The organism is Nostocoides sp., assembly GCF_035343835.1.
Lineage (GTDB): Bacteria > Actinomycetota > Actinomycetes > Actinomycetales > Dermatophilaceae > Nostocoides_A > Nostocoides_A vanveenii.
In genome coordinates this window covers 1-18,438 of sequence record NZ_DAOQZV010000039.1, presented here as the reverse complement: position 1 = coordinate 18,438, position 18,438 = coordinate 1, and the positions used below count along the sequence as shown (strand labels likewise).

14 protein-coding genes and 2 pseudogenes are annotated in these 18,438 nt (G+C 69.3%); 7 read left to right on the top strand and 9 right to left on the bottom strand.

The window, feature by feature from the left end:
* Positions 1-43: 43 nt before the first annotated feature.
* From PKH97_RS04695 to PKH97_RS04665, 7 genes and pseudogenes are all read right to left on the bottom strand, one after another.
* Positions 44-1,228 (bottom strand): cysteine desulfurase family protein, encoded by a 1,185-nt coding sequence (locus PKH97_RS04695; RefSeq protein ID WP_324386246.1) that lies wholly within the window; start codon positions 1,226-1,228, stop codon positions 44-46.
* 79 nt (positions 1,229-1,307) lie between these two features.
* Entirely contained in the window at positions 1,308-1,619 is a 312-nt protein-coding gene (locus tag PKH97_RS04690; protein WP_324386245.1) for a hypothetical protein, read from the bottom strand.
* Between the two features lie 103 nt (positions 1,620-1,722).
* Positions 1,723-1,908: pseudogene (locus tag PKH97_RS04685) on the bottom strand (PadR family transcriptional regulator); the annotation flags it as partial.
* Complete coding sequence (locus PKH97_RS04680; protein ID WP_290716851.1) at positions 1,905-2,864, bottom strand: electron transfer flavoprotein subunit alpha/FixB family protein; 960 nt, start codon at positions 2,862-2,864, stop codon at positions 1,905-1,907. The gene PKH97_RS04680 and the pseudogene PKH97_RS04685, both read right to left, overlap by 4 nt.
* Before the next feature lie 34 nt (positions 2,865-2,898).
* Positions 2,899-3,681 (bottom strand): electron transfer flavoprotein subunit beta/FixA family protein, encoded by a 783-nt coding sequence (locus PKH97_RS04675; RefSeq protein ID WP_324386244.1) that lies wholly within the window; start codon positions 3,679-3,681, stop codon positions 2,899-2,901.
* 200 nt (positions 3,682-3,881) lie between these two features.
* Positions 3,882-4,661, bottom strand: coding sequence for an enoyl-CoA hydratase-related protein (locus PKH97_RS04670; protein WP_324386243.1), 780 nt, complete (start codon positions 4,659-4,661; stop codon positions 3,882-3,884).
* Between the two features lie 7 nt (positions 4,662-4,668).
* Positions 4,669-5,244, bottom strand: coding sequence for a YbjN domain-containing protein (locus tag PKH97_RS04665; RefSeq protein ID WP_324386242.1), 576 nt, complete (start codon positions 5,242-5,244; stop codon positions 4,669-4,671).
* Between the two features lie 72 nt (positions 5,245-5,316).
* Between PKH97_RS04665 and glgX the strand changes: the two genes are divergently transcribed.
* The 5 genes from glgX (at position 5,317) to pgm (ending at position 14,825) form a co-directional block, all read left to right on the top strand.
* Positions 5,317-7,314 (top strand): glycogen debranching protein GlgX, encoded by a 1,998-nt coding sequence (gene glgX, locus PKH97_RS04660; protein WP_324386241.1) that lies wholly within the window; start codon positions 5,317-5,319, stop codon positions 7,312-7,314.
* A gap of 74 nt (positions 7,315-7,388) precedes the next feature.
* On the top strand, positions 7,389-9,488 hold the full coding sequence (locus tag PKH97_RS04655; protein WP_324386247.1) for an alpha-1,4-glucan--maltose-1-phosphate maltosyltransferase: 2,100 nt from the start codon (positions 7,389-7,391) through the stop codon (positions 9,486-9,488).
* Positions 9,488-10,951 carry a phosphotransferase gene (locus PKH97_RS04650; protein ID WP_324386240.1) on the top strand — a complete coding sequence of 488 codons (1,464 nt, stop codon included), beginning with the start codon at positions 9,488-9,490 and terminating at the stop codon, positions 10,949-10,951. Before PKH97_RS04655 ends, PKH97_RS04650 begins: the two co-directional genes overlap by 1 nt.
* The gene (glgB, locus tag PKH97_RS04645) at positions 10,948-13,167 is read left to right on the top strand and encodes a 1,4-alpha-glucan branching protein GlgB (RefSeq protein WP_324386239.1); all 2,220 of its coding nucleotides are present in this window, start codon (positions 10,948-10,950) and stop codon (positions 13,165-13,167) included. The genes PKH97_RS04650 and glgB overlap by 4 nt, the downstream gene beginning before the upstream one ends.
* Positions 13,164-14,825, top strand: a complete 1,662-nt coding sequence (gene pgm / locus PKH97_RS04640) for a phosphoglucomutase (alpha-D-glucose-1,6-bisphosphate-dependent) (RefSeq protein ID WP_324386238.1) — start codon at positions 13,164-13,166, stop codon at positions 14,823-14,825. Before glgB ends, pgm begins: the two co-directional genes overlap by 4 nt.
* A gap of 73 nt (positions 14,826-14,898) precedes the next feature.
* Here pgm and PKH97_RS04635 read toward each other — a convergent pair whose 3' ends face one another.
* On the bottom strand, positions 14,899-15,363 hold the full coding sequence (locus PKH97_RS04635) for an Lrp/AsnC family transcriptional regulator (protein WP_324386237.1): 465 nt from the start codon (positions 15,361-15,363) through the stop codon (positions 14,899-14,901).
* A gap of 130 nt (positions 15,364-15,493) precedes the next feature.
* On the opposite strand from PKH97_RS04635, the gene PKH97_RS04630 reads away from it, so the two are divergent.
* Both PKH97_RS04630 and PKH97_RS04625 read left to right on the top strand, forming a co-directional pair.
* The gene (locus tag PKH97_RS04630) at positions 15,494-16,675 is read left to right on the top strand and encodes a PLP-dependent aspartate aminotransferase family protein (RefSeq protein ID WP_324386236.1); all 1,182 of its coding nucleotides are present in this window, start codon (positions 15,494-15,496) and stop codon (positions 16,673-16,675) included.
* A gap of 48 nt (positions 16,676-16,723) precedes the next feature.
* Complete coding sequence (locus PKH97_RS04625; RefSeq protein ID WP_324386235.1) at positions 16,724-17,074, top strand: VOC family protein; 351 nt, start codon at positions 16,724-16,726, stop codon at positions 17,072-17,074.
* Positions 17,075-17,164: 90 nt separating this feature from the next.
* Here PKH97_RS04625 and PKH97_RS04620 read toward each other — a convergent pair.
* A pseudogene (locus PKH97_RS04620) lies at positions 17,165-18,438 on the bottom strand (hypothetical protein); the annotation flags it as partial.

Below are 18,438 nucleotides of genomic sequence, written 5' to 3'. Positions count from 1 at the left end.
ACCGCACCTCCGATCACGGCACCGCCGGCCACCACGACGCGCATCACGCCGCCCCCCGCGCGCGGCGGGCGCGCTCCACCGCGGCGGGGAGCGCCGCGATAACCGCATCCACGTCGGATTGCGTGGACGTATGCCCGAGGCTGAGCCGCAGCGCTCCGCGCGCCTCCTCGTCGGGGATCCCGAGCGCGAGCACGACATGGCTCGCCCGCGGAACTCCGGCGGAGCAGGCCGAGCCGGTCGCGCAGGCGATGTCGGCGGCGTCGAGCAGAAAGAGCAGCGAGTCCCCATCGGCGCCCGGCACGCGCAGGTGCACATTGCCGGGCAGCCGGTCATCGGCGTTCCCCGGGGTCCACGCACCGGTGAGATGCAGATCGAGTCCGAGCGCCAGGGCACGCTCGATCAGGTTGTCCCGCAACGCGATCTGGCGCTGGGACTCCTGGGCGAGCCCGGCCACGGATTCGTCGATCGCCACGGCGAGGGCGGCGATGGCCGGCACGTCCAGGGTGCCCGAACGCACCTGCCGCTCCTGGCCGCCGCCGTGCAGCAACGGCACCAGCCGCGCGTCGCGACGGGCGAGCAGGGCACCGATCCCGACCGGGCCGCCGAGCTTGTGGCCGGTGAGCGTGAGCAGGTCGAGGCCGCTGGCAGCGAAGTCGACGCGGATGTGGCCCACGGCCTGGACGGCGTCGCTGTGCATCGGGATGCCGTGCTCGCGCGCGATCGCGGCCAGCGCTGGGATCGGGGCGATCGTCCCGATCTCGTTGTTGGCCCACATGATGCTGATGAGGGCGACATCGCCGGGGTCGGGGCCGAGCGCCTCGGCCAGCGCATCGGGTGTGATCAGCCCGTCGGGCGCCGGCTCGACGAAGGTGACTTCGGCGCCCTCCTGGCCCAGGAGGTACTCGACCGGGTCGAGCACGGCGTGGTGCTCGATACCGCCGACCACGAGCCGGCGGCGAGCGGGCAATGCGGCGTGGCGGGCGGCATACGTGCCCTTGACGGCGAGATTGTCGGCCTCGGTGCCGCCGGAGGTGAAGATGACTTCGCTGGGCAGCGCGCCGACCGCCGCGGCGATCCGCTCACGGGATTCCTCGACGACCCGGCGCGCCTCCCGCCCCAGCGAGTGGATGGCGGAGGCGTTGCCGGTGTGCTCCAACTGCTCGATCATCGCGGCCCGCGCGGCGGCCAGCATCGGCGTGGTCGCCGCATGGTCGAGGTAGACAGTCACCGACGGATTCTATTTCGTTGCGCCGGGGCCGGCGTCCGACCTCAGTTGCCCAGGCGGCCCAGCGCAGTGGCGATGGGCATCAGGACGATGAGGGGGAACAGGGGGCAACGGCGCGATCACGTCCCTGGACTCGGCCGCTGACCGGTTCGCGAGGAAGGGATCGCCAACTGGTGTGCGCGAGCAGACCCGGGCCCAGAAGCTGGACCGCGATGAAGGCAAGGATCGTCGCGGGCCGGGGTGTGGCGAACAGCGGGGATGGGAAGGCCCAGGCGAGGACGAGGGCGAGCAGGATCGTAGGACCGAGCGCCCACCCGGCGGCCCGGCCGGACAGGCCACGGCGCCGCAGTCCGGGAAGCACGAGAATGACGGCGGCCAACTGCGACAAGCCCATTATGACCCGGCTCCTTCGTGTGCGCCCGAGCTGTCATGGGAGAACAGCCGGGTGGTGAGGTCGGTGAACTGCTGCCGGTCGGCGCTACGGGTCGCAAGTGACTGCGGCCTTCCGCACTGAGTTCGTAGAACTTGCGCCCCGGGCGGCCGTCGCCAGGCGTCCAGTGCGTGGTGACCATCTGGGCGGCTTCGAGACGGCCGAGGATGGGATAGAGCGTCGCCTTGCGACACGACGCAGCCCCCGCCGTCCGGTGCGGACGGCGGGGGCTGCGGAGCGCCGGTCGGGTCAGGCCTTGCTGGCCTGGATCTTTTCGGTCGCGGCGGGGAGCACGGTGAACAGGTCACCGACCACGCCGAAGTCGACGAGTTCGAAGATCGGGGCCTCTGGGTCTTTGTTGACCGCGACGATGGTCTTCGAGGTCTGCATGCCGGCACGGTGCTGGATGGCGCCGGAGATGCCGGCCGCAACATAGAGCTGCGGGCTGACCTGCTTGCCCGTCTGGCCGATCTGCGAGGTGTGCGGGTACCAACCCGCGTCCACGGCGGCACGCGATGCACCGACCGCAGCGCCGAGCGAGTCGGCGAAGGCCTCGACGGCCGAGAAGTCACCGCCGGTGCCGCGACCACCGGCGACGACGATGGCGGCCTCGGTCAACTCGGGACGACCCGTCGACTGCTTCTCCTTGGCCTCGGTGATCTGCGCGCCCTTCGCGGACTCGGGGATCGTGAGGTTGACGGGGACGACCTGGCCGGCAGCCGGGTTCTCCTGCGGCGCAGCGGAGTTGGGCTTGACGCAGATGATCGGGGTCCCCTTGGTCACCTTCGCCTTGACCGTGTAGGAGCCGGCGAAGACCGACTGCGTGGTCTCGATGGCGCCGCCATCGGCCGGCTGGACGTCGATGGCGTCGGTGATCAGGCCGGAGTCGGTCTTGATCGCCACGCGGGCGCCGATCTCCTTGCCGGCCGGGTTCGCCGGGATCAAGATCGCGGCGGGCTTGAGCTTCTTGGCCAACGCGGCGATGAATTCCGCTTGCGGCGCAACGAGATAGCCCGTGACATCGGCGCTGTCGAGGGCGTAGACGCGCTTGGCGCCGTACTTCGCCAGCGTTGCCTGGGCGTCGGCGGCGCCCGGTCCGAGGTAGATCGCGGATGGCTCGCCGAGCCGGGCGGCGATCGTCAGCAGTTCATTGGTGGTCTTGCGGACCTGCCCATTGGCGTGGTCCACGAGCACGAAGATCTCGGCCATGAGTGTGTCTTCCTAATCCTTCTCGTGTCGTGGGTCAGATGAACTTGCCGGCGGCCAGGAAGGCGGCGAGCTGCTCGCCACCGTCGCCCTCGTCGGTGACGATCTGTCCCTGCGCCCGCGGCGGGCGCTTGGTCACCGAGATCACCTCGGTATAGGCGTTGGCGAGGCCGACCTGGGAGGCGTCGATGCCGAGATCGGCCAGACTCCACGTCTCGACCGGCTTCTTCTTCGCGGCCATGATTCCTTTGAAGGAGGGATAGCGGGGCTCGTTGATCTGGTCGGTTACCGAGACCAGCGCCGGCAGCGTGCCGACGATGGTCTCGCTGGCGGCGTCGCCGTCGCGGCGGGCAGTGACGGTCTTGCCGTCGATCGACACCGCGGCAGAAAAGGTGATTTGCGGCAACGAAAGTCGCTCGGCAACCATGGCGGGGACGACGCCCATCGAGCCATCCGTTGAGGACATTCCCGTCAAGACGATGTCGGTCTCGCCGATCTTGGTGATCGCCTCGGCCAGGATCAGCGAGGTCCCCCACGCATCCGAGCCCTTGATCGCGTCGTCGCTGACGTGCACGCCCTTGTCGGCACCCATCTGCAGGGCCTTCTTGACGGCGTCCGCCGCCTGCGCGGGGCCGATCGTCAAGACGGTCACCTCGCCGCCAGCCGCCTCGGCGATCTTCAGGGCCTCTTCGACGGCATACTCATCGAGCTCCGAGAGCAGCCCGTCGACGCTTTGGCGATCCGTCGTCAGATCCGATTCGTTGAAGCCGCGGTCGGCCTGAGCGTCAGGCACGTGCTTCACACAAACGACGATGTTCATCGTTGGCTAGTCCTGTTCGTTGGTGGGCGCCTCTGACAGGCGCTGGTACGTCCGCTCAGTCTCTCAGCCCCATCGGAACCGGACGCGCGAGATTCGGCGTGATTGCCCTCACCCATGGCGGCTTCGCCCCACGCCCCGGTCCTGCACCGAGCCGCGTTCCCGCGTCTCAGTTTTTCCGCCCCTACGTCTGGCGCTTCCGCTCACGACCCGGTGAAGGTCGCCTTGCCGGGGCCGTTCTCGACGAAGGAGGTCATGCCGGCCAGCCGGTCGTCGGTGGCGAACAGGGCCGAGAAGGCCATCCGTTCGATCTCCAGCCCGGTCTGCAGGTCGACGTCGAGACCCTTGTCGATCGCTTCCTTGGCCGCCTTGATCGCCAGCGCGGGGCCGCCGACGAAACGCGACATCCGTTCGCGCGCAACGGCATACACCTGGTCCGCGGGAGCGAGCTCGTCCACCAGACCGATCGCCAACGCCTCGGCCGCCTTGACGAATCGGCCGGTGAAGATCAGCTCCTTCGCCCGCGCGGGACCGACCAGGCGGGCCAGGCGCTGGGTGCCACCGGCCCCCGGGATGATCCCGAGCCCGATCTCGGGCTGCCCGAGGGTCGCGTTGTCCGCGGCGATCCGGAAGTCGCACGCGAGCGCGACCTCACAACCGCCACCGAGCGCGTAGCCGGTGATGGCCGCGACGGTCGGCTTAGGGATCGCCGCCAGCGCGCGCGTGAAGTCCTGCAGGCCGGCGGAGGCGGTGACCATGTCGCCATACGTCATGGTCGCCATCTGCTTGATGTCGGCCCCGGCGGCGAAGACCTTCTCGCCGCCATAGACGATGACAGCGGCCACCGTCGGGTCGACACTCACCGCCCGGGAGGCGTCGATGAACTCTCCCTGCACCTGCAGGTTGAGGGCATTCATCGGGGGCCGGTCGAGACGGATGGTGGCGATGCCCGAGTCGACGTCGACGCTGAGGAACTCACTCATGGCGGGCTCAGTTGCCGTTCAGGCCGAAGGCGGCGCCAGGCGCGCCGTCAGCCCGCGCAGCATCGGCGTCCGACTGAGCAGCGGCCTGGGCCTGCGCCTGCTGCATGATGTCGTCCATCCCTTCCTCGCCGATGGCGCGCTGGTGCCACAGGCTGACTCCGTGGAGCACGAGCGGGATGGTCACCATCAACAGGCTGCGCAGGTCCGCTCCCTGCGGCAGCAGGTGCTCGGAGGTCACCAGGAGGGTGTCCTCGGCGATCGCGGTCTTGATCATGTTGAAGGCGATGTTGACGTCATTGCACGCCTCCAGGCGCTCGCCGCGGTCCTCCGGGACCGGCTCGGCGAGGCGCCACTGGCCGAAGAGCCGCACGACCTGGGCGTCCTCGTCGGAGGCGCGGATGAAGAGTTGCTGGTCCTGGAAGAGGAAGGTGATGTCCCCGTCGTCATCGACTGTGGGCTGCAACTCCAGGCTGGTCAGGGCCTCGATCAGGCGGTCGCGCAAGGAGGCCTCGGCCGGCGGGGCGTCGGATGCAGCGGGCGCTCCGAAGCCGGGCAGATTGGGCAGGGCGGTGGGATCGGTCATTGCACCAACGTACTAGTCCTTAGGCTAGGGGCCATGCCGCCTCGTGACGGGGGTCCGTCGTTTGCCCCCGGAATGACTCTGACCCCCCACGGTGCGCACTTCGCGGTCTATGCCGGACACGCCGACGAGGTCGCGCTCGCCGTTCTCGATGACCACCGCGGCGAGGACCGCATCCCCCTGGCCGGTTCCCCCGACGGCTGGTGGTTTGGGCACGCTGACGGCCTCGCGCCGGGCGCTCGCTATGGCGTCCGGGCCCGCGGACCCCGCCGCGCCGAACAGGGGCACTGGTACGACGATTCCGTGCTGCTCCTCGATCCGTATGCCCGCGCCATCGACCACGGTGGCCGCGCCGTGCTTGTCGAGGACACCTTCGACTGGGGCGACGATGCGCCACCGCGCACCCCGTGGACTCAGACCGTCATCTACGAGGCCCACGTCCGCGGCCTGACCATGACCCATCCGGCCGTCCCGGTCCAGCACCGGGGCACGTATGCCGGCGTGGCCCACCCCGCGATCATCGCCCACCTCCAGCGCATCGGCGTCACCGCCATCGAGCTCCTTCCCGTGCACGCATCGATCACCGAGCCGGCGATCCAGGCCCGCGGCCTGGTCAACTACTGGGGCTACAACACCCTGGGCTTCTTCGCCCCCAACAACCGCTATGCCGCGGCCACCCACCCGCAAGGCGTGGTCGATGAGTTCAAGTCGATGGTCAAGGCGCTGCACGCCGCCGGCATCGAGGTCATCCTCGACGTGGTCTACAACCACACCGCCGAGCAGGGCAATGACGACGGCCAGATCCTCAGCTGGCGCGGTCTGGACAACCGCGCCTACTACCGCCTCGACCCCTATGGCGCGGACCTCAATCTCACCGGCTGCGGCAACAGCCTCAACACCCATCACGAGGTCTCCTGCCGCCAGGTCCTGGACTCGATGCGCTACTGGGTCACCGAGATGCACGTCGACGGCTTCCGTTTCGATCTGGCCGTCACCTTGGCCCGCGGTCGCAATCACGACTTCGACCCGGACCACGCCTTCTTCGCCGCCGTCCGCAGCGACCCCGTGCTCGGCGCGACCAAGCTCATCGCCGAACCCTGGGACTGCGGCATGGGCGGGTGGCGCACCGGCCAGTTCCCGCGCCCGTTCAGCGAGTGGAACGACCGCTACCGCGACGACGTGCGCACCTTCTGGCTCACCGATCTCGCTGCAACCTTCGCCGGCCAGCCCGGCCACGGGGCCCGCGAACTGGCCACCCGCCTCGCCGGCAGCCAGGACCTCTTCTGGACCCACGAGCGCAACCCGACCGCGTCGATCAACTTCGTCGCGGCTCACGACGGGTTCACGGCCGCCGACCTGACGGCCTACAACGAGAAGCGCAATGAGGGCAATCTCGAAGGCAATCGCGACGGCTCACCGCACAATCGCTCGTGGAACCACGGTCACGAGGGTGCCACCGACAACGCCGACACACTCGCCTGGCGGCGACGGAGCCTGCGCAATCTGCTGGCCACCTTGCTGGTCTCGGCTGGAGTGCCGATGATCAACGCGGGCGATGAGTTCGGGCGCACGCAGCACGGCAACAACAATGCCTTTTGCCAGGACAACGAGATCGGGTGGATGGACTGGGACTGGCAACCGTGGCAGGACCAGCTCGTTCAGAGCATCGCCGCGCTCGCCGCCATCCGCCGCGCGCACCCGGTTCTCCAGCGCGATCGATTCTTCCTCGGCACCCCGACGTATGACGGCGGCCCCGCCGACGTCAGCTGGCTCGGCCAGGACGCCCGCCCGCTGACTCCGGAGCAGTGGGAGGGGCGCGGCCTGCGGACCCTGTCGATGCTGATCGGCGCGCACCGACCGCAGGACAGCGACATTCTCGTGGTCGTCAATGGCGCGATTCACGATGCCCAGGTCACCCTTCCTGACGTCTCGGGCCGCCGCACGATGCGCCTGCTGTGGGACTCCACGTGGGAGCAGGATCCCGGCGAACCCCAGGTCCGCTTCCCCGGCACCCAGGTCTGCGCCGGACCGAGCAGCCTTCAGGTCTGGGCCAGCGAGACGGTCACCGACTGAGCCCGCTCCCCCTGCACGACGAGGCGGCCACCAGATAGCGTTGTCGTGTGACGCCCGATACGCCTGCGGCTGCGATGATGCCCGCATCCTCGACCTCGTCCGCACCGACCTCCGCGCAGTCCGCCACGGACTCCGCGCCGTCGACCAACGGCCATGCCGCCCCCAGGACCGGCGCCCCACAAAACCCGATCGGGCGCATCCCGGTCCAGGATGTCTCCCCCCTCGTCGACGGCGGTGCGCGCCCGGCGAAGGCGGTCGTCGGCGAGACCTTCACCGTCAACGCGACGGTCTTTCGCGAGGGGCATGACGCGGTCAATGCGAATCTGGTCCTGACCCGTCCCGATGGCAGCGAGATCTACCTGCCGATGGACTGCATCAACCCCGGACTCAATCTCTGGGTCGCCGAAGTCACCCCGGACGAGCCGGGCTACTGGACCTATCGCGTCGAGGGCTGGTCGGACCTCTTCGGCACCTGGGAGCACGACGCGACGATCAAGGTCGCTGCAGGGGTTGACACCGAACTCATGCTCACCGAGGGAGTGCTGCTCCTGCAGAAGGCCGCCGCCCAGGAGGGCCGCAGCGGCCAGGGCCGGCTCCTGCTCGACGAGGCGGTCTCCGGACTCCAAAACACCTCCCAACCTGCCATGGCACGCCTGCATGCCGGCGTCAACCGTGACATCCACGCCGAGATGGCCGCGCTCCCGATGCGCCAATACATCTCTCCCACAGCGGATTTCCCGCTCCTCGTCGAACGTGAACGCGCGCTCTACGGCGCGTGGTACGAGATCTTCCCGCGGTCCGAGGGTTGCTACTACGACGAGACCACCGGCGAGTGGGTCTCCGGCACGTTCGCTACGGCAGCCAAGCGCCTGCCGGCGATCGCGAAGATGGGCTTCGACGTCGTCTATCTCACGCCGATCCACCCGATCGGCACGGCGGCGCGCAAGGGCCCGAACAACACCCTGAACGCCGGCCCCAAGGACCCCGGCAGCCCGTATGCCATCGGGTCACCCGCCGGCGGTCACGACGCCCTCCACCCCGACCTAGGCACCTTCGACGACTTCGATGCCTTCGTCGCCGAGGCTGCGCGCAATGACCTCGAGGTGGCCATGGACATTGCCCTTCAGGCCTCCCCCGACCACCCGTGGGTGCAGACCCACCCCGAGTTCTTCACCACCCGCGCCGACGGCACCATCGCGTTTGCCGAGAACCCCCCGAAGAAGTACCAAGACATCTACCCCCTCAACTTCGACAACACGCCCGCCGAGGCGTATGCCGAGGTGCGCCGCGTCATCCAGGTCTGGATCGACCACGGGGTCAAGATCTTCCGCGTCGACAATCCGCACACCAAGCCGGTGGAGTTCTGGCAGTGGCTGATCGCCGATGTCGCCAAGGACCACCCGGACGTGATCTGGCTGGCCGAGGCGTTCACCAAGCCGGCGATGATGCACACGCTGGGTAAGGTCGGCTTCCAGCAGAGCTACACCTACTACGCCTGGCGCAACCAGGCGTGGGATCTGCGCGAATACGTCGAGGAGCTCGCGGGTGACGCGGCGTCCTACATGCGCCCGTCGTTCTGGCCGACGACGCACGACATCCTCACCCCTTATATGCAGTTCGGCGGGCTCGCGGCCTGGAAGGTCCGCGCCGCGCTCGCGGCGATGCTCTCGCCCACCTATGGGATCTACACCGGCTACGAGCTGATGGAGCACGTGGCCCGCCCCGGCGCCGAGGAGCAGATCGACAACGAGAAGTACCAATACAAGGACCGGCGCTGGGCCGACTACGACAAGGGCGGTCCCAAGGAAGGGCAGTCGCTGGCTGGCTACCTGACGCGGCTCAATGAGATCCGTCGCGAGCACCCCGCCCTGCACTGGCTGCGTAATGTCCGCTTCCACCACGTGGAGGATGAGAATCTGCTCTGCTTCTCCAAGCGACGCATCCTGCGTAATGGCGAGGAGGACACGATCATCGTCGTCGCGAATCTCGACCCGCACTCGACCCGTTCGTCGGTCGTCCACCTCGACATGCCCGAGCTCGGGATGGGTTATGGCGACAGCTTCATCGCCGAAGACCTCCTGACTGGCGCCGAATGGCGTTGGTGGGAGCGGAACTTCGTCCGCCTCGGCCCTGAGTGGGAGCCCGTTCACATCATCAAGGTCCGGCGCGACTGATGGCCCTGCTGCACAAGGGCGCCTCCATCTCGCCCACCAAGAAGGACGCCATTGCCGCCTGGATCGGCAGCCAACGCTGGTATGCCGCCAAGGGCCGCACCCCGGCGCTGCGGCCCCTTTTCGCGTGGCGTCTGGACGACCCGGCGGGCGAGGTCGGCATCGAGACCTTCGTCATTGCCGACGACGCGACGTCGCCGCCGATCGTCTACCAGGTGCCGCTGACCTATCGCGGGGCGCCCCTCGGCGGCGCCGACGCCGCGCTCGTCGGCGTGGTCGAGCATTCGGTGCTGGGCACGCGCTTTGTCTATGACGCCCCCCACGACCCGGTGTATGCCGCCCAGTTGTTCGCGCTCGCCATCGGCGAGGTCGAGGCCGCGTCGAGCAGCATCACCGACGCCGTCGAGCCGGCGGTGAACGGCATCGGCATGGGGACTCGGGGCTGGCGGCTGACCGAGTCGCGCGTCCTGTCCGGCGAGCAGTCGAACACCTCGATCATCGGTATGGCGGTTGACGCAAAGGGTGAGCCGCAGCCGGTGATCATCAAGGTCTTCCGGGCGCTCGCGGACGGACGCAACCCCGATGTCGAACTGCAAGGCGTCCTCGCCGCTGCCGGGAGCACCCGGGTCCCGGCCAGCCTCGGCGCGGTCGCCGGGAGCTGGCCCGAAGCCGGCAAGCCGGGCCGTAAGGCCGCCCCGGATGCCGGGGTCGCCACCGGGCATCTGGCCTTCGCCCAGGAGTTCCTCCCAGGCGCGCAGGATGCGTGGCGCGAGGCCCTGGTCGCGGCCGGCCACGGAACGGACTTCGCCGCCGGGGCCCGCACCCTCGGGGACGCCACGGCCGAGGTCCATTCGCTACTCGCGGAGCGCCTGCCGACCGAGCCCGCCGACCCCGAACGCGTCGCCGAGACCATCGCCGAAATGCGGTCGCGCGCCGCCGCCGCGGTGGCCGAGGCTCCGCAGCTCGCCTCGCGCGCCGACGCCATCGATGCGGTGTATGACGCTGCGGCACAGGCGGATTGGCCAGCTTTCCAACGGATCCACGGCGACTATCACCTCGGCCAGGTCCTCCACGTCCCCGAGCGCGGGTGGGTCCTGCTCGACTTCGAAGGCGAGCCGTTGCGTCCCCTCGCCGAGCGCACGCGCGCGGATCAGCCGTTGCGCGATGTCGCGGGCATGCTTCGGTCGTTCGACTACGCCGGTGGCTCCGTCGAGCAGAGCACGCGCGGGCACTCGGCCCGCGACTGGGTCGAGAACGCGCAACAGGCCTTCATGGATGGCTACGCCGCGCGCGCGGGGCACGATCCGCGCGACGCGCAGGCCTTGCTCTTCGCCTACTTGGTGGACAAGGCTTTGTACGAGGTCGTCTACGAAGTACGCAATCGGCCGGACTGGATCGGCATACCGCTCACTGCACTGGACCGGCTCCTGCCCGACGCAGGACAGACAAAGGAGGACCAACCGTGACCCCCACGCCCCCGAGCGCACTCCCCGGAGCGCGCTGGTCGTTGGCCAATGGCCGTCACCAGCAACCGCACGACCTGCTCGGCCAGCACGTGGAGGCCGATGGTCTGCGGATCCGCGTGCTCCGCCCGCTGGCACAGCACGTTCGCGTCCGTTTCGAGGACGAGGAGATCATCGATCTCGCGCATGAATCCGACGGCGTCTGGAGCGGCGTGCGTCCGGGCCTGGACAAAACTCTCGACTACCGCATCCTGACCACCTGGGGCGACGGGATCGAGCACGAGCAGGACGACCCCTACCGCTTCGCCCCCACCGTGGGCGACATCGACCGTTTCCTCATCAACGAGGGCCGGCACGAGAAGCTGTGGGACATCCTCGGCTCCCACGTCAAGACGTATGACGGCCCGATGGGCTCGGTGACCGGCGCCTCCTTCGCGGTGTGGGCACCGCGGGCGAAGTCGGTCTATGTCGTCGGCGACTTCAACGGCTGGGACAACCGGAGCCACCCGATGCGCCTGCTCGGCAACTCCGGCATCTGGGAGATCTTCATCCCCGGCGTCGGGGCCGGCACCACCTACAAGTACCGCATCCGCGGCGCAGACGATGTCGAGCGCGACAAGGCCGACCCGATGGCCCAGCGCACCGAGACCCCGCCCCGGACCGGCTCGGTCGTCCACGACTCGGCCTACCCCTGGGGCGACGCGACGTGGCAAGACACCAAGGCCGCGACCAACCCGCACAACGGGCCGATGAGCATCTACGAGGTGCACCTCGGCTCCTGGCGGGCCGGGCTGAGCTATGTCGAGCTGGCCGAACACCTCGTCAACTATGTCTCCGACCTCGGCTTCACGCACGTGGAGTTCCTGCCGGTGATGGAGCACCCATACGGCCCGTCGTGGGGCTATCAGGTGACCGGGTACTACGCGCCGACGGCACGCTTCGGCACGCCCGACGATTTCAAGTATCTCGTCGACAAGCTGCACCAGGCGGGCATCGGCGTCATCCTCGACTGGGTGCCGGCGCACTTCCCTCGCGACGAATGGGCGCTGGCCCGCTTCGACGGGCTCGCGCTCTACGAGCACGCCGACCCGCGTCGCGGCGACCAGCCGGACTGGGGCACCCACATCTTCGACTTCGGCCGCAAGGAGGTGCGCAACTTCCTCGTCGCCAACGCCCTCTACTGGATGGAGGTCTTCCACGTCGACGGCATCCGGGTCGACGCAGTCGCCTCGATGCTCTACCTCGACTATTCCCGGCGCAGCGGCGAGTGGCTGCCGAACCAGTACGGCGGGCGCGAGAACCTCGAGGCGATCGGGCTGTTGCAGGAGACCAACGCCACGGCCTACAAGTCGGCGCCCGGTGTGGTCACCGTCGCCGAGGAGTCGACCTCCTGGCCGGGCGTCACCCGCTCGACCGACTCCGGCGGCCTCGGCTTCGGTCTGAAGTGGAATATGGGCTGGATGAACGACTCGCTGCGCTACCTGCAGCGCGACCCTGTGCACCGCCAGTACCACCACAACCTGCTCACCTTCTCGCTGATGTACGCCTACAGCGAGAACTACGTGCTGCCGATCAGCCACGACGAGGTCGTCCACGGCAAGGGCTCGCTGCTGGGCAAGATCCCTGGCCACCGGTATGACCAGTTGGCCACCCTGCGCGCCTACCTCGCCTACATCTGGAGCCACCCCGGCAAGCAGTTGCTCTTCATGGGCTGCGAGTTCGCGCAACCCTCCGAATGGGCCGACGGCCGGTCCCTGGACTGGTGGCTGCTCGATCACGCCGCGCACTACCGGGTGCACAACTTGGTCAAGGAACTGAACAAGCTTTACCGCGGACACAAGGCGCTCTGGGGCCAGGATTCCTCGCCCGCCGGCTTCGAGTGGCTCAACCCGCACGACAATGCGGGCAACACCTTGTCCTATGTCCGCTTCGGCGAGGGCGACCGTGGCGGCAACAGCGCCGTCGTCGCGATCATCAACTTCGGTGGCAACGCTCGCGACGGCATGCGCTTCGGCTTGCCGTATGCCGGCGAGTGGGAGGTTGTGCTTGACACCTCCGGCTTCGATGAATACGGCTCACCCTCGCAGGCGGGCGTTGTCCTGACCGCCGAAGAGCAGCCGTGGGAGAACCAGCCCTACTCCGCGGTCATCTCGGTGCCGAAGCTCTCGGCGCTCTACCTCGCCCCCAAGGCCCACACAGCGGAAGGAACGGAGAGGTGACGCATCCCCGCGCCGGTCAGGTCGCCCTCCCCGAGGACCTCGTCGACGTTGCCCACCTGGTCACGCTCTACTACACCGGCAAGCCGGACCCGGAGAATATCGATCAGCAGGTCGCCTTCGGCACCTCCGGCCACCGCGGGTCCTCGCTCAAGACCGCCTTCAACGAAGATCACATCCTGGCGACCACCCAGGCGATCGTCGACTACCGGCGTGAGCAGGGCTTCGACGGCCCGCTCTTCATCGGGCGCGACACGCATGGTCTCTCGGAGCCGGCGTGGGCGTCGGCGCTCGAGGTGCTCGTCGCCAATGACGTGACGGTGTTGGTCGACGCGGCGGACCGCTATACGCCGACGCCCGCGGTCTCGCACGCGATCCTGACCGCCAACCGCGGCAAGATCGGCGGCGTCGACGACCTGCCGGCGCACACCGGGCTCGCCGACGGCATCGTCGTGACGCCGTCGCACAACCCCCCGAGCGATGGCGGCTTCAAATACAACCCGCCGCACGGCGGGCCGGCCGACACCGACGCCACCAAGTGGATCGCCAACAAGGCCAACGACTACATCCGGGCCGGTCTGGCCGGCGTCAAGCGCATCCCGTTCGCGCGGGCGCGGGCCGCGTGTACGGCATACGACTATCTGGGCACCTATGTCGACGATCTGCCCAATGTCGTCGATCTCGCCGCCATCAAGGGGGCGGGGGTGCGCATCGGCGCCGACCCGCTCGGTGGGGCAGCGGTCGACTACTGGGGCGCGATCGCCGAGCGGCACGGGCTCGACCTGACGGTCGTCAACCCGCTGGTCGATGCGACGTGGCGCTTTATGACCCTCGACTGGGACGGCAAGATCCGCATGGACTGCTCCTCTCCCTCGGCGATGGCCTCGCTGATCGCCCAGCGCGACCGCTACGACATCGCGACGGGCAATGACGCGGACTCCGACCGCCACGGCATCGTCACCCCGGACGCCGGGCTGATGAACCCGAACCACTACCTCTCGGTGGCCATCCAGTACCTCTTCGGCGGGTCGCGGCCCGGCTGGCGGGCCGACGGCTTCGTCGGCAAGACGCTGGTGTCGAGCTCGATGATCGACCGGGTCGCGGCCGAACTCGGGCGGCGACTGGTCGAGGTGCCTGTGGGCTTCAAATGGTTCGTGCCCGGGTTGCTCGACGGGTCGGGCCCGTTCGGCGGCGAGGAGTCGGCCGGTGCGTCCTTCCTGCGGATGGATGGCACGGTGTGGACCACCGACAAGGACGGCATCCTGCTGGCCCTACTCGGCTCGGAGATCCTTGCCAAGACCGGCAAGAGCCCGAGCGCGCTCTACGTCGAGCTGACCGCCCGGCACGGATCGCCGGCGTATGCCCGCATCGACGCCCCCGCGAACCGGGAGCAGAAGGCCAAGCTGGCGGCCCTGTCCCCCTCGGACGTGACCGCGGAAACTCTTGCGGGCGAGCCGATCACCGCCAAACTGACCCGGGCCCCGGGCAATGACGCGCCCATCGGCGGGCTCAAGGTCGTCACCGAGTCGGCGTGGTTCGCCGCCCGGCCGAGCGGGACCGAGGACGTCTACAAGATCTATGCCGAATCCTTCAAGGGTGCCGAACACCTGGCCGAGGTCCAGGCTTCGGCCCGCGAGGTGGTCTCGGCCGCCCTGGGCTGACGAGTTCTGCCATGGTTGAGGGCCTGGGCGCATCGGCGCCCGGGCCCTCGCTGCGTTCTGGCGCCGAAGGTGCTCAGGTCAGCGGTCCGGTGTGACCCGTGTCGTGGCCGAAGATCAACGTGGTCCGGCTGTGCGCCACCGCTGGGTGGGTGGTGACGCGATCGAGGATCCACTCCCGCAGGGCGCTCGCCGAGGGGAGCGCGACGTGCAGGAGATAGTCGTCGTCGCCGGCGACGTGGAAGCTCTGCATGACCTCGGGCAGCCGGGGCACGGTCGAGGTGAAGGCGTCGATATGACGACGATCGTGCGCGCGGAGCCTAACCGCCACGATGGCCTGGACCGGACGGCCGACCCGCTCGGGGTCGACGTCGGCGTGGAAGCCGCGAATGACACCGCGGTCGATCAGTGCGCGCACCCGCAGGAGGGCCGTCGATGCCGCGACGCCGGCCCGGGCGGCCAGCCGGTTGTTGGCGAGCCGGGCATCGGCGATAAGGGCGGCCAACAGGGCCTGGTCGACGTCGTCGAGTTCGTCCGGCATGGCGAAGATCCTTCGGTCCCGGTGGCTCATCAAGCCCGATCGCTGCAACGATAGGCGACCTAATGGTCGAATTGGCGTGAGTTGTTCGATCTATCGCCACGTGCACCGCAGCATCTGCGACGGTTGCGGGATGACAGCGTCGTCACCTTCCGCCACCCTCGACACCCGAGCGGTCCACGCCGGCCGCCAAGACCTCACCGATCTGGGCGTGCACGCCCCGCCGATCGACCTGTCCACGACGAATCCGCTGGGTGACGTCGAGGCGGGAGGAGCGGCATACGAGCACCTCGCCGGCGGCGATCCGCCGCACCCGGGCGACTCGAATGTCTATGCGCGGCTGTGGAATCCGACCGTGGCACGGTTCGAGGCCGCGGTCGCCGAGTTGGAGGGCGGTGCTGCCGGCGTAGCCTTCGCCTCTGGCATGGCCGCCATGAGCGCCACCCTGCTGGCGATGACCGCCGACGCATGCAATCACGTCGTGGCCGTCCGGCCGCTCTACGGCGGGACCGATCACCTGCTCGCGACTGGACTGCTCGGCACCACGATCACCTATGCCGATCCCGACGCCATCGGCGCCGCCATCACCCCGCAGACCGGGCTCGTCGTCGTCGAGACGCCGGCCAATCCCACGCTGGAGTTGCTCGATCTGCGGGCTGTCGCGGCGGCGGCCGGTGAGGTGCCCGTGCTGGTCGACAACACCTTCGCCACGCCGGTGCTGCAGCGCCCGCTCGCCCTTGGCGCACGCATCGTCCTGCACTCGGCGACGAAATTCCTCGGCGGGCACGGCGATGCGCTCGGCGGCGTCGTGGTCACCGACGAGGCGACGGCAGGGCGCATCCGGCCGGTGCGCGCCATCACCGGCGGCGTGCTCAGCCCCTTCACCGCCTATCTGCTGCACCGGGGACTGCCGACCCTGCCGATCCGGGTGCGCGCCCAGCAGGAGAGCGCGCGCATCATCGCCGGGCAGTTGGCCGGTCACCCCGCCATCCGGCGCGTCTTCCACCCGTCGCTCGAGGAGTGCGACCCGCTCGGGCTGGTGGGGCCGGGGCGGCAGATGGCCGGGCCGGGGTCGTTGCTGGCCTTCGAGCTCGTCGACGGCTACGAGGCGGCGGCCGCGGTCGCCAAACGCGTTCGGCTGATCACGCACGCCGTCTCGCTCGGCGGCGTCGACTCGCTCATCCAACATCCCGCCGCGCTCACACATCGGCCGGTGGCTGCCGAGGCGAAGCCGAATGCCGGCGTGCTGCGCCTGTCGGTGGGTCTGGAATCGCCCGGGGACCTGCTCGCCGATCTCGACCAGGCGCTGGCCTGATCGACGCTCTGCCCGGACCGGCGCCGCTCGCACCGACATACTGAAGCGATGAAGGCCGAAGAAGTCATCACCAATCTCCACACCGAGAACGTCGAGAAGGCGCGGGACTTCTTCGGTGTGCTCGGCCTGAGCCAGACCACGCTCGACCTGGGTTGGGTGACGCGCTTCAGCTCGCCCGAAACCGGTGCCAGCGTGCAGGTGGTCACGGCGGATGCGAGCGCGCCCGCGGACTCGCAGTTGACGATCAAGGTCGATGACGTCGACGGAGCGTATGCCGTGATGCAGGAGCGGGGATACGAGATCGTGCATCCGCTGACGGACGAGCCGTGGGGCATCCGCCGCTTCTTCGTCCGCTCCCCCGACGGTCAGGTCGTCAACGTCGCGCACCACCGCGTGTGAGCGGTGCCCGGTGGGCGGGCGATCGGTGGGCGGGCGATCGGTGGGCATCGGTGCGGGCGAGAGCTGGCACTGGCCTAGGTAGCGCGGTACTCACGCGGTTGTCGCGACCTGCCAGCGCTTCCCCGACCAGAGAAGCTCCAGATGCACCAGGGCAGCATCCCGTCCCGGCGTCGTCGTCGTGCGGCCGTCCGGGCCGCGGATGGTGAAGGGACTCGAGTCGACTTCGGCATCGAGCACGATCCGTTCGGCGTCCGGCCCCGGCGCAGGCCGCGCCGTGGCCTTGAGGACGACGAACTCCAGGCCCGTATAACGCAAGCCGCGCTCTGCGGCCTTCGACACCGCCGCACTATCGGCCTTGAACGCGTCGGACTCGGGCGCGTTGAGCTCGCGGACGATACCGAGATCGAGCGTGGCCCAGGCCTCGGCGCGTAGGTCGGCCAGTGCCTGCGCGACAACCACGGGATTGGTCAACGGGCCGGTGAGATCGGCCAGCGGATCTGCCAGCGTCGGAGCCGTCGCGGACGAGGTGGGCGAACTCTGGGACTTTGAAGGAGTGCCAGCGGCCGACGGTCGTGCGCCCGGGCTCGGGGTCGTCGCGGTCGTGCTGGGGGTCGTCGCGGTCGTGCTGGGGGTCGTCGCGGTCGGGACGGCTGCGCTGCGGGACGTCGGAAGGGTGGTGGCGGCCGACGGTCCCGCAGAACTCGGCACCGGCTTGGCCGAGATGGGCAGCGTGCGCGACGTCGCGGTCGTGGTGGCCGCCGGCGGTTGGGTGGCCGGGCCGGATGCCATCGGCTTAGGGCCGCCTGCGAGCCGGACGAAGACCAGGGCCGACAGCACCAGGGCCAGGCCCATCACCGGGAGGTAGCGGACGGGCGCCTGCGCCAACCACTCCCAGGCGGGCGCCACGCCGGCCAGGGGTGAGCGAGCACGCCCGACGCCACCCACCGCAATGCTGCGCCGAGGGCGCACGCCGCCCCGGGATCGCCGGATCATCCCGACGGGCCGTCGGCCGGATCGCCTGCTCGGCAAACCGCGCCCAGACGTCGATGCCGGCTCGCGACGCTGCCCGGGGACCGTCGAACTGGCGACGTGGCCTGCGCTAGCACACCCGTCCGTAAGCGACCGGCGGGCCGGGCCGGCCTCGACCGGTAGTGGAATGCCGGCCGACCGGTCAACGCCGATGCCGGCCATCGACTCAAGGGCCGGACCGGCCGCCGCCTGATCTGTGGGCGGCAGAACGACGCGGACCGCGTCGCGCAACCGCGCGGCTTCCGCGGATGGCGAGCCCACCGAATCGGGAGCCGAGGGGCCGGCCGCCGCCTGATCTGTGGGCGGCAGAACGACGCGGACCGCGTCGCGCAACC

What these genes read in the sequence shown, in the direction of transcription:
- PKH97_RS04690 (WP_324386245.1), bottom strand. Translation starts at nt 1,619, where the DNA reads ATGGGCTTGTCGCAGTTGGCCGCCGTCATTCTCGTGCTTCCCGGACTG.
- PKH97_RS04680 (WP_290716851.1), bottom strand. Translation starts at nt 2,864, where the DNA reads ATGGCCGAGATCTTCGTGCTCGTGGACCACGCCAATGGGCAGGTCCGC.
- PKH97_RS04675 (WP_324386244.1), bottom strand. Translation starts at nt 3,681, where the DNA reads ATGAACATCGTCGTTTGTGTGAAGCACGTGCCTGACGCTCAGGCCGAC.
- PKH97_RS04670 (WP_324386243.1), bottom strand. Translation starts at nt 4,661, where the DNA reads ATGAGTGAGTTCCTCAGCGTCGACGTCGACTCGGGCATCGCCACCATC.
- PKH97_RS04665 (WP_324386242.1), bottom strand. Translation starts at nt 5,244, where the DNA reads ATGACCGATCCCACCGCCCTGCCCAATCTGCCCGGCTTCGGAGCGCCC.
- glgX (WP_324386241.1), top strand. Translation starts at nt 5,317, where the DNA reads ATGACTCTGACCCCCCACGGTGCGCACTTCGCGGTCTATGCCGGACAC.
- PKH97_RS04655 (WP_324386247.1), top strand. Translation starts at nt 7,389, where the DNA reads ATGATGCCCGCATCCTCGACCTCGTCCGCACCGACCTCCGCGCAGTCC.
- PKH97_RS04650 (WP_324386240.1), top strand. Translation starts at nt 9,488, where the DNA reads ATGGCCCTGCTGCACAAGGGCGCCTCCATCTCGCCCACCAAGAAGGAC.
- PKH97_RS04635 (WP_324386237.1), bottom strand. Translation starts at nt 15,363, where the DNA reads ATGCCGGACGAACTCGACGACGTCGACCAGGCCCTGTTGGCCGCCCTT.
- PKH97_RS04630 (WP_324386236.1), top strand. Translation starts at nt 15,494, where the DNA reads ATGACAGCGTCGTCACCTTCCGCCACCCTCGACACCCGAGCGGTCCAC.
- PKH97_RS04625 (WP_324386235.1), top strand. Translation starts at nt 16,724, where the DNA reads ATGAAGGCCGAAGAAGTCATCACCAATCTCCACACCGAGAACGTCGAG.